We start from the raw sequence: 20,401 nt of genomic DNA on the forward strand, positions 1-20,401 counted from the left end.
GGCGGGGGGGCGGGCCGGGTCTCAGTCGGTGGGCCAGTCCAGGGCGACGTACTTGGTCTCGAGGAACGCCTCGATTCCCTCGCGGCCTCCCTCACGGCCGATGCCGGACTGCTTGACGCCGCCGAAAGGGGCGGCCGTGTCGGAGATCAGGCCGCGGTTGAGACCGACCATGCCGGCCTCCAGGCGCTCGGCGATCCGCAGGCCGCGGGCCAGGTCACGGGTGTAGACGTACGAGGCGAGGCCGTACGCGGTGTCGTTGGCTGCGGTGAGCATCTCCTCCTCGTCGGTGAAGGTGACGATGGGGGCGACCGGGCCGAAGACCTCGGCGTGCAGGATCTCGGCGTCGGCGGGGACGTCGGTGAGGACGGTGGCCGGGTGGTACCAGCCGCCGTCGGCAGGGATCTCGCCCTGCGCGGCGATCCGGGCCCCGCGCTGCACGGCGTCCGTGACCAGGCCGCTGATCCGCTCCACGGCCGCCGGATTGATCATCGGGCCGAGGGTGACGCCCTCGGCGAGACCGGGTCCGGCCTTCACCTCTCGCATCGCGGCGCCGAACTTCTCGGTGAACTCGGCGGCCACGTCGGCGTGGACGTAGAAGCGGTTGGCGGCGATGCACACCTCTCCCCCGCCGCGCATCTTCGCGTCCATCGCACCGCGTACGGCGGCATCGACGTCGGCGTCGGCCAGGACCACGAAGGGGGCGTTGCCGCCGAGTTCCATCGTCACGTTGACGACGTGGTCGGCGCACTGGCGCAGCAGGACGCGGCCGGTGGCGGTGGAGCCGGTGAAGGAGAACTTGCGCACACGCTCGTCGTCCAGCCATGCGGAGACGGTCTCGGGGGCGCGGTCGGTCGGCAGGACGTTGAGCAGCCCGTCGGGCAGTCCGGCCTCGGCGAGCAGCGCGGCGACGGCCAGCGCGGTCAGGGGTGTCTCGGGGGCAGGCTTGAGGACTACGGGGCAGCCGGCGGCGAGGGCCGGCGCGATCTTGCGGGTGGCCATCGCGGCGGGGAAGTTCCACGGCGTGACGAACGCGGTGACGCCGACGGGCTGCTTGGTGACGACGTGCCGGAAGCCGCCGGCCGGTGCCTCGCCGAAACCCGAGCCGACGCGTACGGCCTCCTCGGCGAACCAGCGAAAGAACTCGGCGGCGTAGCCGACCTCGGCTTTGGCGTCGCGGTACGCCTTGCCGTTCTCCAGGGTGATGAGCCGGGCGAGGGCGTCGCTGTGCTCGTGCATCAGACGGAAGGCGCCCGTGAGGATCTCCGAGCGGCGGCGGGCCGGGGTACGCCGCCACTGCTCGGCCGCGGCCGAGGCCGCGTCGAGGGCGGCGGCCGCGTCGGCGGCCGAGGCGGCGCCGACCTCGCGGACGACCTCGCCGGTGGCCGGGTCGTACACCGGGTACGTGCGACCGTCGGACGCGGCACTCCACTGCCCGCCGATCCACAAGTCCCCTTCTCCATAAGGTGACTTGACGATGCTTTCGATGTCGATATCGATGTCCATGGGCTGCTCCTTGCATCGGGTCGCGGGCGCTCAGGGCGCACGGAACCGGCAGGTGGAAGAAAGTGTTGCCGAGCAGACCGGCGAAAAAGGGCGTGCCGAAGGGCAGGCCCGGTGCGGGGCGGGGACGTCTCTGGGGTCTCTGTCCGTCGCGCTGGGGCCGGGATGCGAGGAATTTACGGGCCGTTAACCGCCGAGAACAAGGTCTCAGCGGTGATCGAGACGCGAGTTGCGCTCAGCGCAACCCCTCCTCGTGCTGTCGGCTACTACCGCGGCTCCCAGCCGAGCTGGGCCGACACCTTCGCCGCGGCGGCCGCGGCCGCCTGTCCGGCGTGGTCGAGGCGGGCCGCGAAACGCTCGGTGGGCGCGGTGACGTTGAGCGCTGCCACGACCCGGCCGCGGAAGTCGCGCACCGCCGCGGAGACGCCGACCAGGCCGGGCTCGAACTCCTCGACCTCCCGGGCGAATCCCTCGGCCTCGGCCCGCCGGATACGGGTCCAGAGGTCGGGCACCGACACCTCTTCCGTGGCCCCGAACCGCACGTACAGCTCGTCCGGGCTGGCGCCCTCCAGGAGCACCGGTCCGGCGGAGGTGATCCAGGCGGGGCAGCCGCGGCCCTCCCATTCGCGTAGCCGGTAGGAATGCCCGGACACCGAGAGCAGGGTGCGCACCTCCCTGTCGTGCAGCACGCACAGGTGCGTGGTCTCCTCCAGGTCCGCGGCCAACCGGTGCATGACCGGCCCCGCCACCCGCACGACACGGCTCTCCGAGGTCCGCGCGACCAGCGAGAACAGCCGCCAGCCGAGCCGGTACTCCAGGCTGTCGGGGTCCCGCTCGACGATGCCCTCGTCGGCGAGCGCCTTCAGCGCCCGGGACACCTGGCTCTTGTCGCGTCCCACCAGCTGGGCTATTCGCACGACGCCGAGGCCGCCGGTGCGGTGGGCCTCGGGCGAGCCGAGGGCTTCGAGGAGATCGACGTCGCGGCGCAGGCCATGGCCCTGGCTGCGGACGGACCGGGGGGCGTTCGCTTCGTTCACGCTTGCATCGTAAGGGCGTCGGCCTGCCGCCGAAGTGCCTGGTCAGAGTGTGGTCAGACGGGCATCCGAGCGGCGGGGCGCGCGGGGGGTTGCGCGCATCGCAACCCTGGTTTCGATTTCCGGTGCGGGCTTGCACGCCGGACGCGCGGCGACCTAGTTTCGCCGAACAGCCAACCGAAGGCGGGGTACGCCCCGCCGGTCCGGGCCACGTCTCGTGCCACAGGTCGGCACACCCTTCAACTCGGCTGGCGTGCCCGCCTGTTGGGCCTTACGCGCCTCTGGCTCGATCCACCCATTTCCCGCCCTGATCCTCGTACGGGAGCACCACCATGTCCTTTGCCTCCACCGCCCTCATCGGTGAAGCCTTCGTCGGCGACGGCGTCAACGCCGCGCACACCAACATCGTCCTCGGCCGCAAGGGCGGTCCGGTGGAGACCGCGTGGGCCACCGCACTGGCGACGCCCAGCGCGGGGCATGTGCCGTTCATGACGGTCGTGCGCCCCTCCGTGCCGGTGAAGCCGCTGACGCTGTTCGTCAACAAGGCAGCCGCCGATGGTGAGTTGCACGAGCGGGCCACCTGGGGTTCGGCCCAGGCGGGCCTCGCGCAGGGGGTGACCGACGCCGTGCTCGACGGCACCATCCCTGCCGGCGAGGCGGACGATCTGCTGATCATCGCCGCGATCTGGGTCAACCCGGGCGTCGACGACCTGGACGAGTCCTTCCGCAACCAGCGGGTCGCCGCACACCAGGCTCTGCGCGCCGCCGTCGAGGGCCGGCCGACGGTCGGGGACGTGACCGACGCGGCAAAGTCCGGTGTCACCAACCCGTTCTACACGCCGTCGGCGCAGCAGCTCGCGGACTCGGCGCCCAAGGTCTGACCGTCCGCTCAACTCCCCACCCCCGCACCACACTTACGGCATTTCCCTTACATCTCCGTACGCCGCTGCAGTAAGGAAAGATCATGAGGATCGGATTCATCGGTCTGGGCAACATGGGCGGCCACATGGCCCGTCATCTCATCCAGGCGGGGCACCAGGTGACGGTGCACGACACCCGCCCCGAGGCCGCCGCCGAGCACGTGGCTCTCGGTGCCGCGTGGGCGGAGACCGCCGCGCTGTGCGCGAGCGACGCCGAGGTGCTGGTGACGATGCTGCCCAACCCGCGCATCGTCGAGGACGTGCTGCTGCGCGGCGCGGTCGCCGAGGCGCTGCCCGGCGGGTCCCTGTGGATCGACATGTCCACGTCCACGCCGGCCGCCGCCGACCGGGTCGCCGTCGAGGTGCTCGACAAGCGAGGTGTGCGCCGGCTCGACGCGCCGGTGAGCGGTATGGCGCACGGCGCCGAGGCGGGGCAGCTGCAGATCTTCGTCGGCGGCTCCGACACCGACTTCGCGGTGGCGCTGCCCGTCCTTGAGGTGATGGGCGACCCCGCCCGCATCCTCCACGTGGGTCCGCTGGGCGCCGGTTACACGGTCAAGCTCATGATCAACCTGCTGTGGTTCACCCACCTCACCGCGTCCGCCGAGGTCCTGGCCATGGGCGTGAAGGCGGGCGTCGCCCTGGACACCCTGCGCAACGCGCTCCTGGCCAGCCCGGCCGCCTCGAACTTCCTCGAGAACGACATCATGTCGATCCTCACCGACGGGGACTACGACGACTCGTTCGCCATGGCACTCGCCTGCAAGGACCTCGGGCTCGCCGTGGACCTGGGCCGCGACATCGGCGTCTCCACCGAACTGTCGGCCCTGGTCGAGCAGATCTACCGCCGCTCCAAGGCCCAGCACGGCGACCTGGCGGGCGAGATGAGCCCGGTCCGGCTGTACGAGTCCCTGGCGGGCCAGGAATTCCGGCTCAGGGCGACCAAGGCACGGGAGGCGGGTACGCCGGCGGCCGTGTGACCGGGGCGGGCTCGGCGGCATGAGGTAGCGCTCGGGCCCGGTGCCGGGTGTGGCACCGGGCCCAGGTGATGGGCTCCCCCGCACCTCCCTGCCGCCTCCGTTTGGCTCTGTGCCCGCGCGGGCCGGGCCGGGAGGGCAGAGCATTTCGGTGTCAGCCGTACCGGAACGATCAGGAGTGCTCATGGCGACAGGCTGGGGCGAGCGACCCGCGACCGGCGCCGGGGGAAGCGGCGCCGAGTGGCTGCCGGCCCTCGACGTCGCCGCGCCCGAACGTCAGAGACGCTGGACCGTGCTGCTGCGGTGGTTGCTTCTGATTCCCCAGTTCGTGGTGCTGTTCCTCCTCGCTGTCGCGGCGTTCTTCGTCGTGATCGCCGGCTGGTTCGCGGCTTTGTTCATGGGGCGTCTGCCGGACGGGATCTTCTCGTTCCTGGGCTCCGTCGTGGCTTACGAGACTCGGGTCAACGCGAGCGCCACGCTGTTGGTCGACCGCTACCCGCCCTTCGCCTTCTCGGCCCCTCAATACCCGGTGCAGATCGAGCTCCGCGCCACCCCGCTCAACCGTCTCGCGGTGTTCTTCCGTCTGATCCTGCTCATTCCCGCAGCCATCATCGCGACCCTTGTCCGCAGCGGCTGGGTCACGATCAGCTGGGTGTTCTGGCTCATCGCCCTCATCCTGGGGCGCCTGCCCGCTCCGCTGTACGCCGCGACGGCAGCCGTCGTCCGGTACAGCCTGCGTCTGAACGCGTATACCTTGCTGCTCACGCCCGCCTACCCCAAGCGGCTCTTCGGCGACGAGCCGGTACCCGCGCAGGAAGTCCACTCGGGCACTCGGCCGCTGCTGCTCGACACCGCGGCCAAGGTCCTCGTCGTGCTGTTCCTGCTGCTCGGCCTGGTCGGGCAGATCGCCAACAGCACCGTCGACTACGACTCCGACTACGCCGACAACATCACCGATCACTCGGCCGGCGCCGTGGCGCCGGAGCGCTTCTGACCGGTCCCACAGCGTCAAGGAGGCGATGACACACTCATCATGACAGGTCAGAAGGCATTTTCGTAGGACGAACGGCACAGGTCACCAGGCTTGTTCGGCCCTCTCGGATGCACCCAAAATCTCCGCTGTGAATCATTCGGGGAACGTCGATCAGGACGACATAGTGCGAGCGCGGAATGTGCTGCTCGCTTCCGGACGCCGCACTCCGCGCGAGGAAGTCGACGCCTACCGAGTACTCGCCCAGGTCAGCCCCGCCGCTTACCTGCCCCGGTTGGCCAAGGCCCTGCAGCGCCTGAGCTACGACACCGGCTCCGGCCGACGGCACGACGCCTGTCTCGCGCTGCGCGAGGAGGCGGTGGCCGCGGCGCGGGCCATTGATCCGGCCGAACCTGCCCGTGCGGACCTTCTGTACGACGCGCTCGACAGCTGCCAGAGAGAGCTCTACGCCCAGGGCCGGCGCACCGAAGGCCTCGCCATGCGCGCCGAGATGCTCGCCGTCGGCCGTGCGCAGGCCGACCTGACCCGAGACCCCAGGGTCCGGGGGCTGCGTGACTGGGCTGCCGGCCTTTCCGAGGAAGGCCGCTTCGCCGAGGCTGCCGACGCGCTGACCGAGTGGGTCGGGGCACTTCTGCCCCACGGGCCCAACAGCGGGAGTCTCGCCTGGTCACTCCTGGAATGGATCGCCGCTCTGGATGCCGCCGGCCGGCCCGGCGAAGCACTCACAGCCTTCGAAATACTCGTCGATATGGAAGCGGCCGAGGCCGCGAACGATCGCAGCCCGATGGCCTGCCACTTCTACTCACTGCTCGGCTACGCACACATGCTCGACACCTACGGCCGAGGCAAACAGGCCGCTGCCGTACGGCAAGACGCGCTCGCCTTGCTGACGGAGTTGGCCGCCACGGGCGAGCGCAGGTCCTCGAGCAGCTATCAAGCAACCTACTGGGCGGTCCTGCTGCCCTTCTACGGCGCCGACACACAGCGGCAGGCGTCCGGTGAACCGCGCTTCCCTTCGGGATCAACGCCCATGATGTGGACTCCCGATGTCAAGCAGCGCTACTTCGACAGCCGTATCACTCTGCGCGAAGAGGTGGACAGCCTGGCCCTGCGAGCCGCTGAAGATCCAGATCAGCACTTGGCCGAACTGGTGCGGCTTCACCGAGTCCTCACCGTCCGCTCCGCTGTCTACTGGGAACAGTGCACCCATCTGTTCGCGGAGCGAGTGCGCCCTCTGTTCGACGAAGGAGTCAGCCTGGCCCGCCAGTTGTCGCGGCAGGACCCGGCAGACGGTCCCCGCACACTGGCCAAGGTCCTGATCGACCGATCGACCTTTCACACCGCGGCCCGCGAGTTCGGGCCCGCCCTCGATGACTTCCGCCAAGCCCTGAGCCACCTGGGTGAGGCCGACCAGCACAACGGGCGGGAGGTCACTCGACAGGCACGTCCGGCCGGATGATCGTCACCGGGCACGGAGCGTGCTGCGCCACCTGCTGACTCACCGAACCGAGCAGCGCCCGTCGGAAGCCTCCGTGGCCGCGGCCGCCCACGACCAGCATCTCGGCACCCTCGGCCGAATCCACCAACACGTCGGCCGCATTGCCACGCACCAGCCGTTCGTGCACCAGGGAGCCGCTCTCCTCGCCGAGGACGGCACGGACCTCCTCGACCAGACCCCGCTCGGCCTCGCCCTCGTCGAATTCGGTGTCCACCGCCGGCGCCGACCACGACGCCATACCGGGTACCTCCCACGCCGAGACCGCCTCCACCCTCCCGCCCACCAGGCGCGCGTACCGAACCGCCCAGCGCAGCGCGGCCTGCGAAGAGGGCGAACCATCGACGCCCACTACGATCCTCGGCACCCTGTCCATCGCGTTCACCCTTCCGACACCTTTACCTCCACAGTGTCCGAAACCCGTACACACCGCCACGCGAGGCGAGCTGTGTGCCGCGGGCTCCACTTCGGTCGCTCGCACCATCTGCAGTTGTGCGGATTGTGCGATGTAGTGTCCGCCGTCCTGGCCGGGCGTGCTGCAATGCTGACGAATTTCCGATGATGTAAGGGAGTGGAGGTTGGGGGTGGACGGGAGACCGCCTCAGCGGCTTCGCATCGAGGTGCTCGGGCCGTTACGCGCCTGGCGGGGCGAGACGCCCTTGGACCTGGGGCCGGCCAAACGGCAGGCAGTGCTCGCCGCGTTGTTGCTCCGCCACGGAGCCGTGGTGAGCCATGAGCGGCTGCTCGACGGAGTGTGGGGGGCCGATCCTCCCGCAACCGGTCACAAGGTGCTGGCCAGTCACGTCAATCCGCTGCGCAGAGCACTCGACGCCGCAGGCACCCGGCCCGCAGAGTCGGTGATCCTCAGCGGCAAAGGCTGGTACCGCTGCGCGGCCGACTACGTCCGTCTCGATGTGACGGACCTGGCCGAACGGAGTGACGAGGCGCTGCGTACAAAGGCGTCGGGCGATCTGTCCACCGCCGCGGACCAGCTGTCGGCAGCGCTCACGCTTTTCCAGGGCGAGCCCTTGGCCAACCTGCCCGGACCCTTCGCGCAGGCCGAGCGGCAACGTCTGCTCGAGCGCCGGCGAACGCTCCGGCTGGCCCGGCTCGAATGTCTGGTTCTGCTCGGCCGGTTCGCTGATGCCCTGGACGACCTGGCCTGCCTGCCCGAGTCCGATCGGTACGACGAATCGCTGATGGCGTTGCGGATGCGCGCCCTGTACAGCTGCAAGCGCCAAGGAGAGGCGCTGAACGCCTATGAGGACTTGCGCGTACGGCTGCGCGACGAGCTCGGCGTCGATCCCGGTGAGGAGCTCACCCGGATCCACGACGCCGTCCTGCGCCAGGACAACGCCTATCTCCTCGGTCCCGCGGCGGGCCAGGCCAATGCGCCGGACCGGTCGCGGCTCCGTCCCACCGTCAATCAGCTGCCCGGCGACACCGGGCAGCTCGTCGGGCGTGAGGACGAACTGGCGCTCCTGACGGCGCCCTGTAACCCCGACTCCGTCTCCGTCGTCGCGGTGGACGGTCCGGCGGGGGTCGGCAAGACCGCGCTCGTCGTACGCACGGCTCAGCAGATCCGCGACCGTTACCCGGACGGCTGCCTGTTCGTGGACCTGCACGCGCACAGCACGGCGCGTCAGAAACTGTCGCCGCAGCGAGTGCTGAGGCGATTGCTGCGCTCCATCGGCGCGGACGACCGCGAGGTGCCGAACGACCTCGACGAACTCATGACTCACTGGCGCACGGCAACCAGCTCGCTGCGGCTTCTTCTCGTGCTCGACGATGCTCTGGGCACGCAGCAGATCCAACCGCTGCTGCCGTCCGGGCCGGGCAGCAGCGTGATCGTGGCCAGTCGGCAGCGCCTGCCCGCACTGGATGCCGATCGGCGGGTCACCCTGGACACTCTGGGCACCGGCAACGCGACGCACCTGATCCGGCACATCGTCGGGCCGGAGCGCACCGACCAGGAACCCGAGGCGACACGTGAGTTGGCCCGGATGTGCGACGGGCTGCCGCTGGCACTGCGCATCGCCGGTACGCGGCTGCAGACCCGCCCGGCCTGGACCCTGGCGTACCTCGTGGAACGCATGACAGGCGACGCGCACCGTCTGGGCGAACTGAGCGCCGGGGACCGCAGCGTGGAGGCGGCCTTCCGCCTGTCGTACGACCAGCTCTCACCCACGCAGCAGCAAGGGTTCCGCACCCTGGGTCTGGCACCGACGGTCGAGTTCGACGTGCGGACACCGGCGGCGATGCTGGGCTGGTCACCACAGGATGCCGAACTGGTCCTGGAGAGTCTGGTGGACACGAGTCTTCTGCAACAGCCTCGTCCAGGCCGCTACCGGATGCACGACCTGGTGCGCGTCCATGCGCGGCGGCTGGCCGAAGCCGCGCCCGCCGAGACCGGCGCCATACGCAGGGCTGCCCTCCGCCTCCATCTCGACGCCGGCCGGATCGCCAGCGTTTGGGGCTCCGGCGCTTTCCCCAATGGCCCGCAACCCGCCGGAGCTCCCTTCACGCAGTGGAGGGACGCAACCCTCTGGCTGGACTCGGCCGGCGCGGAGCTCGTCGACGTCGTCGGACACGCCGCGGCGTTCGGCGAAGCAGACCACGCATGCTGGATCGCCGAGGCCCTGACCGACCACTTTCTCAGCCGGGGCCGGTTTCACGAGTGCCAGACCGCCCTCGAGATCGCGCTCACGCAAGCGGACCGGGCCACCGACCGGCGTATGGACCTCTCGCTGCGAAACGGCCTTGGCCTCACCCTCATGCACCGGGCCCGTTTCCCGGAGGCGCTCACCTGCCTCAAGCAGGCACTGGCACTCAGCCGTGAACGCGAGGACGGCCGCGAGGAGGCCCGGGCCCTGGTCGGACTGGGAACCATGGCCGGTCTTGGAACCGCCGGGCCGAGCACGGACCGAGGCAGACAAGGAGCCTCCTGGCTCGCCTCGGGACTGGAACTGGCTCAGCAGTGTGACGATCAATGGCTCGCCGCGATGGCATCCTTCGCCCTCGGGCTCGTCCACCACGCCCAGGGGCGCAATGACGAAGCGCTGGCCTGCTTCCGCGCCGCGTTTGTCCCCAGCCTGATCATCGGCCACCCTCGCGCGGTCAACAGGGCCCTCACGTCCAACTTCGACCTGTACCTCTACCTCGACCGCCCCGGGACCCAGACCCTGCTCCGCCAGGTGGCCGGCCTCGTTCAGGAAACCGGCGACGTCCCTCTGCACACGCTCACCCTGACCAGACTGGGTACGGCAGAGCACAGCGCAGGAAACCTGAGCGCCGCCGCGGCCGCCTACCAGCAGGCTCTCGCACAGCACCGGACTCTGGCACCACGGGACGATCCCGATCACGACCGCAATGAGATGGACATCCGCTGCCGGCTGGGCCGCTCCTACTACGCGGCGGGCCAGATCACCGCTGCGAGAGACCAGTTCAGCACCGCACTCGCCATTCCCGGCGCCGCCAGGCATCCAAAAGAGCACGCGCAGGCGGTCGAAGGACTCAGCCGCTCCGAAACTCTCGAGCAGTGACACGCCGGGGTCCGGCCTCACGCATCCGGCACCCAGCTCCCGTGGAAGCCGAGCGGTACCCGGCCCGGAAGGTGGATACGGGCCAGGGGACGGGCGGTGAAGTCCTGAGCGGAGAGGATCACCAAGTCGCTCGCTCCGCGATCAGGATTGTGCACATAGGACAGGAGGTAGCCGTCGTCCTCGTCCCGTGCCCCGCGGCGTGGCACGAACACCGGTTCTCCGGCCGCCGCGCCCTGCGGGAAGCGGTGCACCTGCCGGCTGCCGCGCAGCATGTCGTGCTTGACGAGGCAGTTGGTGAACTTGTCGTCCGGCGGCACCCCATCGACCGTTTCGTAGGCGCGCCACATCTCCGCGGCGCTCGCCGCGTACGCGAAACGGTGCCGCCGCGACACCAGGGACTCGTTGACTCGGGGGAACTCCTGCGGCAGGTCGTCGAGCCGGGTGCTGGTCACACGGCCCGCACGCAGGTCGATGATCCAGCGGTCGAGCGTGGGCGTACCGGTCGTGGAGGGCCCGCCGTTGCCCCGGCCCGCGGCGTAGAACGGGGCGGGCATGGTGGTCAGTTCCATGACGACGGTGTCGCCCTGGTCGTACGCGTTGAGCGTGTGCGAGTAGAACACCGGATCGATCTCGAACCAGCGCGTGGCGCCGCCACTTCGGGGCATCACCCCCACCCGCATCGGATGCTTCGGGTTCCACACGTAGGGCACGAGTGCGCCCGCCTCGGCGGCTGCCATGTCGAAGGTGATCGGGACGTCGACGATCACCACGTACTTCCCGGTCAGGGCGAAGTCGTGCATCATCGGCGCGTCCGCGACCGGGATCCTGGTGGTCCGTGCCACGCGGCCGGTCCCGTCGATCACGAGGTGCCGCACGTGGTTCCAGGTCGGGTAGTACGCCACCGCGTGCAGTTCGTCCGCCGCCGCGTCGTACTTGGTGTGCGCGGTGAACGCGCCCTCCAGCGTGGAGCGGAAGTCGTAGGGCCGCACCGTGTTCAGCTCGCCGTCCAGTTCGTACGGCAGCGGTCCGCTCTCCTGGAGGGCCAAGATCCGGCCCTTGTACGGGATGACGTGTGTGTTGCAGGCGAAGTCGTCCGGCGGCGCCTGGCCCGGGTACGGCTCGCCCAGTTTCCGTGCCACCTGCGAGGAACGCACCCACCGGTTGCGGTACCACTCGGCCCGCCCGTCGCGCAGCCGCACCCCGTGCACCATTCCGTCCCCGAGCATCCAGTGGTGGGCCCGCGGGTCCTCGACTCCCAGAGCGTTGGGGCCGGTACGCAGGTAGCGGCCGTCCAGGTCACGCGGCACCCGGCCGGTCACCTCGAGGCCGAACGCCGTGAGTTCCTCGGTGACCGGCGCGAACGCGCCCTCCAGGAACGGAGTTGACTGCCCGCCGCCCGCCGCGGTTCCGCGGCCGGCGGCCTCTGCCTCGGTGGCGTGGTATCCGGGACCATAGCCCCCGACGACGCTGCCGGCTGCCGCGAATGCCGCTCCCTGGAGAATCCTTCGGCGTGTGTGACCGCTCATCGCTCTTCCCCGTCCTTGGCCGGTGCCCGGCGCTTCTTCACCGGTACTGGGAAAAGCCTGCCGCGCGGCAGACGGCGAGTCAGGTGGCCTGAGGCCCGGGTGGGGGTGGTGCCGGCAACACCCCCACCAAGGGCCCGCCCTACCCCGGAACGTCGGCCGTGTCTCGGCCGGCAGGAACGTCACCCGTGTCGGGGCCCCCGGCAAGCCGCAGTGTCGCGGCGGCCGCCAGGCCCGCCGCGATGCCAAAGGTGAGTGCGGCCGGGACGCCGCCTCCGAGCGCCGAGAACCGGTGCACAGGCCCGTACACGCCGGCCGTGTCGTCAATCGCCATGTGCAGCACTTGGCTCGCCAGCAGCCCCAGTACGGTTGCGCAGACCGCACCCACCGCCATCGCCGACACCGTGGCGCGCGTGAGCAGGCCGGGCAGCAGTCGCAGCGCCCACCACACCACGGCCAGCATGAGCACGTCGACGGCTCGGTACAGCAGCCAGTCCCCCAGGCCAGTGCTCGCTGGGCCCGTCCAGCCACCGAGCAGCAACCACTGGCGCAGCAGGTCGCCGGGCTCGGACAGCATTCCCCCGCCGCCGAACGAGGTCTGGATCCAGGCCGCCACCGACTGGTACGAGAGGACCACCAGCGACAACGCGACCACCACTGTCCCCACGCTCGCGGCCATGCGGGCGGCGCGCGGCGGCACATTGTGCCGGGGCAGCGGGTCCTCACCCTTGGCGGTGACACGCGCCACGAGCACCGTGACCACGGCGGTCAACAGTCCAGCGAACACCGTGACCGGGCCACTCGACGCGATCACGCTCGCCAATGCCGGCAGGACCCGGTAGCTGCCGTGCCCCCTGGAGGCGATCAGCCACGGCGCGGAGACGGTCACGGCCAGCGTTCCGGCCACCGGGGCCCAGGCCCACAGCGCGAGCAACGTGGCCGGCGTACGGCCCTGCGTCGGCGGGATCCTGCGGACCAGGAGCAGTGCACCGGCCAGGAAGAGCACGAAGACCGCCACGAATCTGATCTGCATCGCGGTGCTGTACAGATCGGCGTACTGGGTGTCTCCGCCCATCGCCGTGCTTCCGCCCACGGGCCCGCCGGACATCAGCTCCGCCGTTGAGTCGTACGACCAGGGTGCGAGCCAGCGTTCGAGTTCGCTCACGGACTGAGGGTCGAACACGCTCGTGGTGCCGCGCAGTTGCAGTGCGTGCGTGCTCGCCCCCGCCCACCACAGCAACAGCGTGATGAGCAGGCCTCCGACCAGTGCCGGTATCACCGCGCGCCGATATGTCATGTGTCGTCCCCCGCCTTGGCCCTTGCAGCTACATGTGCTGCGATCAGCGGAAGAATAAGGGGTGGCGATCTCGTACGGCATACGTCCCGCCGTACCGCTGCGGCGGACAAATGAGTGCGTCGACCGGGTCGCCGCCCCCATCGCGCAGGGTCACGCTGCCGGTGCGCGCCCGGTACAAGCGGGCGACGGCACGCAACAAGGTCGACTTCCCACTGCCGTTCGGGCCGATCAGCGCTGTGACCCGACCTTTCGGGAGGTGCAGTGCGGCCTCGTGCACGACGTCGACGCCGTCGTGGGCGACCGTGACCCCGGCAGCGACAAGCCCGGCGGCGCCGGCCCCGCCCGACTTCACGGCCTGCGCCTGCAGGGCCGTGACGTGGGAACTCCCCGCCCCCATCTCGCGTTACGGTGGACGACCTGATCGTTTGAGAAGTGACACGACGGCCGCGCCGTCGTCGGGGGAAGTGAGCAACCATGGCCATGGTGGGTCTTTTCTGGATCGCCGAGGGCGACGTGTACGTGGGCGCGAAGCCGTCCGGTCTGGCGCCTGGGGTACGCCTGACCCCCAAGGGCGTGGTGGGCCTCGGCGACAGACAGCCCGGCCTCCACCTGTGGGAGGACGTGACCGCCCTGACGGTGGCGGACGTCCCCGTGAAGTCCCTGATGCGGCGGGTCGGCGTGGTCAAGGACCTGGCTCTGAGCGCGGTGACGGAGCTGGCGCTGCCTGTGAGCTCCGGCCGACTGGAAGACGCCCCGCCGCTCATGACCGTGCACGTGGAATCAACCGGCGGCGACCACGAGTTGGCGGCCTACGTCGCCGCGGCCATCGGCTACCCCCAGACCGAGGTCAACCTCTCCCTCACCCTGCTGTCCCGCCTCACGCAGGGCGCCGCGACGATGGAGACGACGCTGGCGGCGATGTCGGCGTGGGGCCGCGCGTGGGAGGGCGGATCGCCTCGGAGCTCACAGCGGGAGCAGCTGTTGCGGGAGTGGGCGGCCTAGGGTCTCCGACCCGTACCGCACGCAGTCATAGTCGGCCGGCCGCCGCACCATCGTCGGCGTCCGGCCTGCTGATCCCTCTTCTACGTAGTCACATGCCGGATACCGTTCTGGCACAGCTGGACCGGACGGCAGGGTTGCCGCACTCCCGCTCGGCACTCACACGGTCACCCCCTGCGCCCCACCCTCGCCCCGCGCGTGCTCGGTGAAGCGGCCGATCGACTCGGCGACGACGATCGGCTTGTCGATGCCGTCCGCCTCGATGGTCATCTGCGTCACGACGTTGACCTGTCCGGGCTTCACCACGTCGACCGACAGGAACGTCCCGCGCATCCGGATACGCGAGTTCACCGGCAGCGGATGGATGAACCGGACTCTGTTGTAGCCGTAGTTGAGGCTGTGCGCGAAGCCGTCGAACGCCATCAGCTCCTCCATGAAGCGCGGACCTCGCGACAGGCTGTACAGACCGTGCGCGATGGTCGATCCGAACGGGCTCTGCGCCGCACGCTCGGGATCGACATGGATCCACTGGTGATCGCCGGTCAGGTCGGCGAAGGCGTTGATCCGTTCCTGTGTCACGGCGTGCCACTGGGTCGGGCCGATCTCGGTGCCGATGAGGTTCACCAGATCTTCGACGGTCGTCGGGCGCAGCTGGGCCGCGGTCTCGGTCATGGCAGCTCCTGGAATCCGGGGGACGCCGACGACGGTATTCGAAGATGAATCCGGCTTCAATATCTGGACCGGATCACATCACTCCTTGACGCCATCTGCCGCAGGCGGCACGCTCAGTAGGACTTGAATCCGACGTCAATACCGATATGTTCACATCCCCAGACTGGTGGGACTGCGCCGCTCGGCGGAAGAGGCAGCCCTCAACGCCGCTCCCCTGCACCGCAGTTACCCATCCCCATGCCGAACGGCTCAACAGACACCTGGAGCACCCTTGAGGCAAGCCGTCATCGTTTCGACCGCCCGCACCCCCATCGCCAAGGCCTACCGCGGCGCCTACAACGACACTCAGCCCCAGCAACTCACGGCCCATGTGCTCGCGGCTGCCGTCGAGCGTGCCGCCCTGGAGGGCGGTGAGATCGAGGACGTTGTCATCGGCGTCGCCGCGCAGCAGGGCGCCAGCGGTTTCAACCTGGCACGGCAGGCGATTCTGCGCGCCGGGATACCCGACTCCGTGCCCGGCATGACGATCGACCGGCAGTGCTCGTCGGGGCTCATGGCCATCGCCACGGCGGCGAAGCAAATCGTCCACGACGGCATGCAGATCGCCGTGGGCGGTGGCGCGGAGTCCATCTCGCTCGTGCAGAACGAACACGCCAACTCCTATCGCGCGCAGGACCCTTGGCTCACCGAGCACCGCCCGGACCTGTACTTCCCGATGCTCCGGACCGCCGAGATCGTCGCGCAGCGGTACGGGGTCAGCCGTGAACGGCAGGACGCGTTCGCGCTGCTGTCCCAGGCGCGGACGGCCGCCGCGCAGGAGGCGGGCCGGTTCGACGCGGAGATCGTGCCACTGGACACGACCAAGCTCGTACAGGACAAGGCGACCGGTGAGGTGCGCCGGGAGCAGGTCACGCTCACCACCGACGAGGGCAATCGGCCCGGTACGACCCTTGACGGTCTCGGCACGTTGAAGGCGGTGCTGCCGGACGGCGCCGCGGGAGCCGTCTCGACGGTGACGGCGGGCAATTCGTCCCAGCTCTCGGACGGGGCGTCGGCGTCGGTCCTGATGGAGGCCGCGGAGGCCGAGCGGCGCGGGCTCGAGCCGCTCGGGGCGTACCGCGGGATGGCCGTGGCCGGGTGCGGGCCCGACGAGATGGGCATCGGGCCCGTGTTCGCGATCCCCAAGCTCCTCAAGGAACACGGGCTTTCGGTCGACGACATCGGCCTGTGGGAACTCAACGAGGCGTTCGCTTCCCAGGCGGTGCACTGCCGGGACGCGCTCGGCATCGATCCCGACCGGTGCAATGTCGACGGTGGCGCGATCGCGGTCGGCCATCCGTACGGCATGACCGGAGCCCGCCTGGTCGGCCACGCGCTCGTGGAGGGGCGGCGGCGCGGTGTCCGCCATGTGGTGATCACCATGTGTATCGGCGGTGGGATGGGGGCCGCCGGGCTCTTCGAGGTGCTCTGACGGGTCCGAGGGTTTCTGAGAGGTTGTCAACGACCCGGGACTGAAAGTCCCGGGCTTGCACAACGGGCGCCACTGGCTGTGGTGCTGGGTTTGCGTCCTGTCCCACACTCGGTGTTCGGGGGTGGGTCTGGGGCGGTTGACTGCGCCCCGCGTCGCCACAACTCTTCCGCGCGGTGGCGGATGTTGCGGGAGCCGTTACGGTCTGCGTGATCAACGAATCCGCAGGACCGGCATACGAAGCGGGCCTGACTGGCCCGGTTCGCCTTGTCGATGTGCCCGCATTCGGCGCAGGTGCGGGAGGTGTATGCCGGATCGACGTGCACCACCGGTACCCCCGCCTTGCGGGCCTTGTACGCGATGAACTGGCCGAGCTGGGCAAAAGCCCAGGAGGAGTGGGTGGCCCGTTGGGGCTTGCGAAGCCGTACCCGTGCGCGGATGCCCGTGAGGTCTTCCAGAGCGATACCGCGACCGGTGCGTTCTGCCTCGGCCACCACATGCTTCGCGATCTTGTGGTTGATGTCCCGCGCCCGCCGCGCCTCCTTACGACGCCGCCTCTTCAACCGGCGTTTGGCGGACGGGGTGTTCTTACGCTGGAGCTTCTGCCGCAAGGTGCGCTCGCGCATGCGCCCACGATTCAGCCGACGCCCGGCCATGATCTGACCGTCCGAGGTGGTCGCGATGTTCACGATCCCCAGATCGACCCCCAGGAACTCCACCACGCTGGTGTTGAGTTCGGCCTCGGGAACCTCGCAGGTCGCGATCAGGAACCACATCCCGTCACGGAACAACAGATCGGACTCGCCCCTGCGGCACAGCGCCAAGCGCGCCACATGCTCGGGAGCGGCGGTGAACGCCACGCCCTTCATCCGGCCCGACAGCGTCCAGATCGACACCGTACGCTCCGTGTACTGCCAGGACAGCATCCGGTCGTCATACGGCTGCGCGCCCACCGGGCGGAAAGCGATCGGTTTCTCGACTGCGCGCCGGTAGCGCTTGGAGGAGGGCCTGCCGAGGTTCCCCGCCTTCAGGTTCGCCTTGAGCGTGCGGTAGGCGTCGCACGTCTTCTTGATGACATGCTGGGCCGCCTGAGCGCCGAGCCCCCACCGGTCCTTGACCGCCGTATAGGTGTGCTCACGCAGGGCGAAGTTGCGCTTGATGTCCTTCTCGAACGCCACGGACGACACCCAGGTCGCGGCCTCGTTGCAGGCATGCAGGGTTTCCTCAAGTGCCGCCGCCTGCACGGGCGTCGGCAGGAGTTTCACCTGCACGGTCAACTTCACGACCGTGACGCTACCCGCCACCCGACGCACCGGCATTCGAACAGCGCACATTCCTCACCGGGCACTGCGGCCCGGCTTCTTGCGTGCGCTCCGCGCCCGTTGCCGCGGCGATGCTCCGCATCGCCGTCACCGGATGCGATTCCTCCCGGGGGTGAACCCCCGGGGTTCCTCGCAAGAGCACGCTGAACGGCTCCGGTGCACGTGCCGCCCGCCACGGGCACCGGAGCCATCAGCACGTACGGACCACGCGTGGCCGACGCGATCGCGCGTGTCTACAGCGCGCCCTTCTCGGCGTCTCCCACCGGAAGCGCGTCGAAGACGGCGACATCCGCCGGTCCCTCCAGCGCGTCCTTCAGTGCGCGTCCGATCCCCGCGAGCGCGGCGCCCTTGCCGTGGGTGTGGAGCGCTTCCTTGGACTCCCATTTCTCGACCATGACGAAGTGCCCGGTGGTGCCGGTCTTGCGGTGCAGGGCCCAGCGGGCGCACCCCGGCTCCGCGTGCACATCGGCCGCGGCTTCCCGCAGTGTCTTCTCGACGAGTTCCTCCTGGCCGGGCTTGGCGATCATGGTGGCGATGACGACGTACGACATGGGGTGCCTCTCCTTGAGTCGGGCGATGGGCCGGCGGCGCATGGCGCCGTGTCAGAGGCCGTAGTGGGTGGCCAGTGCCCAGGCCTGGTCGACCATCTGGTCGATGTAGGCGGTGCTGGGCGGGCCGCCCTCCGCGGCGTTGCGTGGCTCGTCGAGGGCGCGTCGCAGGACGCCTTCGCCGATGACCGCCACCTTCCACACGGCGAGTACGTGCCAGAAGGCGAGCTCCGGTCCGATGTCGCGGCCGCTCGACCCGGCATAGCTCTGGATGAGCTCGTCGCGTCGGGCGAAGCCTTCCAGTGCCGTGACGCCGAGTGCGGGGCGATCCGCCGGGACTTCGCCGGGCTCGGGCCAGTAGGCGAGCAGGGTGCCCAGGTCGGCCATCGGGTCGCCGAGCGTCGACAGCTCCCAGTCGAGCGCGGCGCGTACGGTGCCGGTGTCCGGCGAGCAGATCACGTTGCGGACGTGCAGGTCTCCGTGGACCAGGACGAGGCTCTGCCGCTCGGGGACGCGGCGGCGGAGCAGCTCGGTGAGCCGGTCGAGGGCGGGCAGGTTTCGGGTGCGGCTCTGTTCCCACTGCCGGGACCATCGCTTCAACTGCCGTTCGGCGTAGGGCCGGTGGCTGGCGAGGTCGTGCAGGCCTGTCTTCTCCAGGTCCACCGCATGGATCGCGGCGAGGGTGCGTGTCAGCGACGGCCCCAGGCCCGCACGCACCGGAGTGGGCAGGGCCTTGGCCACGTCGAGGCCGTCGAGCACGATCCCGTCGACGTGCTCCATCACCAGGTGGTGCACGCCGTCATCGTCACAGAGGCCGACCACGGCGGGTACGGGGACCTGGGTGCCGGTGAGTGCCGCCAGGATGCGGTGTTCGCGCCCGATGTCGTGGGCGGTGGGAAGCAGGGTGCCGAGCGGCGGACGGCGGACCACCCAGCAGTGGCCTTCGGCGTCGTCGACGCGGTAGGTGAGGTTGCTCTGGCCGAGGCCGATGCGCCGGGCGGTGAGCGGACCGGTCACGTGCTCGCCCCGCTCGCCCAGCCATCGGGCGAGCGTGCCGAGGTCGGTGCCCGCCGGCGCTCCGGCGTGGGCGTCGACGGACTTCATACGGCGCCCGGGCCGTGGGACAGCTCGAACACGAATCCTCCAACGGTCATGTGTCTTACGGTTTCACCGACGGCCACCCGGCGCGAGGTCCACGCGAGGGCCGCGCTCATGAGGCACGGGCGGTGCGCAGCACCGATGTGCTGTCTCAGCTCACTTCACCGCATCCTGATAGCGCCGCATGCCGCGCAGCCACCGGTCGTAGTCGCTGCCCTTGTGGCGGTAGAAGTCGAGTACCTGCGGGTGCGGAAGGACGAGGAACCGTTCGTCCCCGACCGCCTCCATCACGTGGTCGGCGACGTCGAGCGGCCGCAGCAGCTCGCCGGAGTCCAGCACGGCGCGTGCCGCTGCGCGTTCGACCGGATCGTCCGACCGGGTGCCGGACATGAGCAGTTCGGTCTCGACCCCCTGCGGGCACAGGCAGCTCACCCGCACTCCGCTGTCCCCGTACGTCACCGAGAGCCACTCGGCGAACGCCACCGCGCCGTGCTTGCTGACGGAGTACGTCGCGGAGCCGATCTGTGTGAGCAGGCCGGCGGCCGAGGCCGTACTGAAGAAGTAGCCGGCGCCGCGCTCGACCCAGCGTGGCACCAGCAGCTTCGCGGCTCGCACGTGCGCCATCACATTGACGTCGAGCGACCGGCTCCACTCCTCCTCGCTCGCGTCGAGCCCCGCGCCACCGCCGACCCCGGCGTTCGCGAAGTACAGGTCGACCGGTCCGAACCGCTCCTCGGCCGCATCGACGATCCGCTCCAGATCCGCCGTCGACGCGGCATTGCCCGCCACTCCCCCGACCCGCTCGCCGTGCGAACCGGCCAGCAGTTTGACCGTCGCCTCCAGGCGACCGGCGTCGAGGTCCGTCAGCAGGACGCCTTGAGCGTCGTGTTCCAGGAGGCGCTGGGCGATGGCAGCGCCGATGCCGCCCGCCGCTCCCGTGACGATCGCGACTTTCCCGTTGATCTGCACGAACTCTCCCGTTCAGTTGCTCGACCGGCTCTCCTCAGGCCCCTGC

At 69.8% G+C, this 20,401-nt stretch carries 17 protein-coding genes and 1 pseudogene; 7 read left to right on the forward strand and 11 right to left on the reverse strand.

Features of this window, described 5'->3' with window-relative positions; all coding sequences use genetic code 11:
- Positions 1 to 21: 21 nt before the first annotated feature.
- Both ACWFR4_RS31085 and ACWFR4_RS31090 read right to left on the reverse strand, forming a co-directional pair.
- Positions 22 to 1,503: an NAD-dependent succinate-semialdehyde dehydrogenase gene (locus ACWFR4_RS31085; protein ID WP_453655531.1), complete on the reverse strand. Its 1,482-nt coding sequence runs from the start codon at positions 1,501 to 1,503 to the stop codon at positions 22 to 24.
- A gap of 263 nt (positions 1,504 to 1,766) precedes the next feature.
- The gene (locus ACWFR4_RS31090; protein WP_453655532.1) at positions 1,767 to 2,537 is read right to left on the reverse strand and encodes an IclR family transcriptional regulator; all 771 of its coding nucleotides are present in this window, start codon (positions 2,535 to 2,537) and stop codon (positions 1,767 to 1,769) included.
- Between the two features lie 329 nt (positions 2,538 to 2,866).
- Between ACWFR4_RS31090 and fae the strand changes: the two genes are divergently transcribed.
- From fae to ACWFR4_RS31110, 4 genes are all read left to right on the forward strand, one after another.
- Positions 2,867 to 3,415: a formaldehyde-activating enzyme gene (gene fae, locus ACWFR4_RS31095; protein ID WP_453469497.1), complete on the forward strand. Its 549-nt coding sequence runs from the start codon at positions 2,867 to 2,869 to the stop codon at positions 3,413 to 3,415.
- Between the two features lie 83 nt (positions 3,416 to 3,498).
- The gene (locus ACWFR4_RS31100; protein ID WP_453655533.1) at positions 3,499 to 4,434 is read left to right on the forward strand and encodes an NAD(P)-dependent oxidoreductase; all 936 of its coding nucleotides are present in this window, start codon (positions 3,499 to 3,501) and stop codon (positions 4,432 to 4,434) included.
- 181 nt (positions 4,435 to 4,615) lie between these two features.
- Entirely contained in the window at positions 4,616 to 5,425 is an 810-nt protein-coding gene (locus ACWFR4_RS31105; RefSeq protein WP_453655534.1) for a DUF4389 domain-containing protein, read from the forward strand.
- Positions 5,426 to 5,603: 178 nt separating this feature from the next.
- Positions 5,604 to 6,881: a hypothetical protein gene (locus ACWFR4_RS31110; protein WP_453655535.1), complete on the forward strand. Its 1,278-nt coding sequence runs from the start codon at positions 5,604 to 5,606 to the stop codon at positions 6,879 to 6,881.
- Here the strand turns inward: ACWFR4_RS31110 and ACWFR4_RS31115 are convergent.
- Positions 6,853 to 7,293, reverse strand: a complete 441-nt coding sequence (locus ACWFR4_RS31115) for a universal stress protein (RefSeq protein ID WP_453469522.1) — start codon at positions 7,291 to 7,293, stop codon at positions 6,853 to 6,855. The genes ACWFR4_RS31110 and ACWFR4_RS31115 overlap by 29 nt on opposite strands.
- A 208-nt stretch (positions 7,294 to 7,501) precedes the next feature.
- On the opposite strand from ACWFR4_RS31115, the gene ACWFR4_RS31120 reads away from it, so the two are divergent.
- Positions 7,502 to 10,459 (forward strand): AfsR/SARP family transcriptional regulator, encoded by a 2,958-nt coding sequence (locus ACWFR4_RS31120; protein ID WP_453655536.1) that lies wholly within the window; start codon positions 7,502 to 7,504, stop codon positions 10,457 to 10,459.
- Positions 10,460 to 10,476: 17 nt separating this feature from the next.
- On the opposite strand, the gene ACWFR4_RS31125 is transcribed toward ACWFR4_RS31120, so the two are convergent.
- The 3 genes and pseudogenes from ACWFR4_RS31125 to ACWFR4_RS31135 all read right to left on the reverse strand — a co-directional run.
- Positions 10,477 to 11,985 (reverse strand): carotenoid oxygenase family protein, encoded by a 1,509-nt coding sequence (locus ACWFR4_RS31125; RefSeq protein ID WP_453655537.1) that lies wholly within the window; start codon positions 11,983 to 11,985, stop codon positions 10,477 to 10,479.
- Between the two features lie 139 nt (positions 11,986 to 12,124).
- Positions 12,125 to 13,279 (reverse strand): hypothetical protein, encoded by a 1,155-nt coding sequence (locus ACWFR4_RS31130; protein ID WP_453655538.1) that lies wholly within the window; start codon positions 13,277 to 13,279, stop codon positions 12,125 to 12,127.
- A 112-nt stretch (positions 13,280 to 13,391) separates the two neighbouring features.
- A pseudogene (locus ACWFR4_RS31135) lies at positions 13,392 to 13,676 on the reverse strand (ATP-binding cassette domain-containing protein); the annotation flags it as partial.
- A gap of 77 nt (positions 13,677 to 13,753) precedes the next feature.
- On the opposite strand from ACWFR4_RS31135, the gene ACWFR4_RS31140 reads away from it, so the two are divergent.
- Positions 13,754 to 14,281, forward strand: coding sequence for a hypothetical protein (locus ACWFR4_RS31140; RefSeq protein ID WP_453655539.1), 528 nt, complete (start codon positions 13,754 to 13,756; stop codon positions 14,279 to 14,281).
- 156 nt (positions 14,282 to 14,437) lie between these two features.
- On the opposite strand, the gene ACWFR4_RS31145 is transcribed toward ACWFR4_RS31140, so the two are convergent.
- Complete coding sequence (locus tag ACWFR4_RS31145; RefSeq protein ID WP_453469015.1) at positions 14,438 to 14,950, reverse strand: MaoC family dehydratase; 513 nt, start codon at positions 14,948 to 14,950, stop codon at positions 14,438 to 14,440.
- Positions 14,951 to 15,221: 271 nt separating this feature from the next.
- Between ACWFR4_RS31145 and ACWFR4_RS31150 the strand changes: the two genes are divergently transcribed.
- A complete protein-coding gene (locus ACWFR4_RS31150; RefSeq protein ID WP_453469016.1) occupies positions 15,222 to 16,421 on the forward strand; it encodes an acetyl-CoA C-acyltransferase in 1,200 nt (399 codons plus the stop codon).
- A 26-nt stretch (positions 16,422 to 16,447) separates the two neighbouring features.
- Here the strand turns inward: ACWFR4_RS31150 and ACWFR4_RS31155 are convergent, their stop codons facing one another.
- From ACWFR4_RS31155 to ACWFR4_RS31170, 4 genes are all read right to left on the reverse strand, one after another.
- Positions 16,448 to 17,701: an RNA-guided endonuclease InsQ/TnpB family protein gene (locus ACWFR4_RS31155; RefSeq protein WP_453655540.1), complete on the reverse strand. Its 1,254-nt coding sequence runs from the start codon at positions 17,699 to 17,701 to the stop codon at positions 16,448 to 16,450.
- Between the two features lie 272 nt (positions 17,702 to 17,973).
- On the reverse strand, positions 17,974 to 18,291 hold the full coding sequence (locus ACWFR4_RS31160; RefSeq protein WP_453655541.1) for a putative quinol monooxygenase: 318 nt from the start codon (positions 18,289 to 18,291) through the stop codon (positions 17,974 to 17,976).
- A gap of 51 nt (positions 18,292 to 18,342) precedes the next feature.
- Complete coding sequence (locus ACWFR4_RS31165) at positions 18,343 to 19,392, reverse strand: phosphotransferase family protein (RefSeq protein WP_453655542.1); 1,050 nt, start codon at positions 19,390 to 19,392, stop codon at positions 18,343 to 18,345.
- 150 nt (positions 19,393 to 19,542) lie between these two features.
- Positions 19,543 to 20,355 carry an SDR family oxidoreductase gene (locus ACWFR4_RS31170; protein WP_383112018.1) on the reverse strand — a complete coding sequence of 271 codons (813 nt, stop codon included), beginning with the start codon at positions 20,353 to 20,355 and terminating at the stop codon, positions 19,543 to 19,545.
- Positions 20,356 to 20,401 lie beyond the last annotated feature (46 nt).

This window comes from Streptomyces sp. NPDC055140 (genome assembly GCF_053607285.1).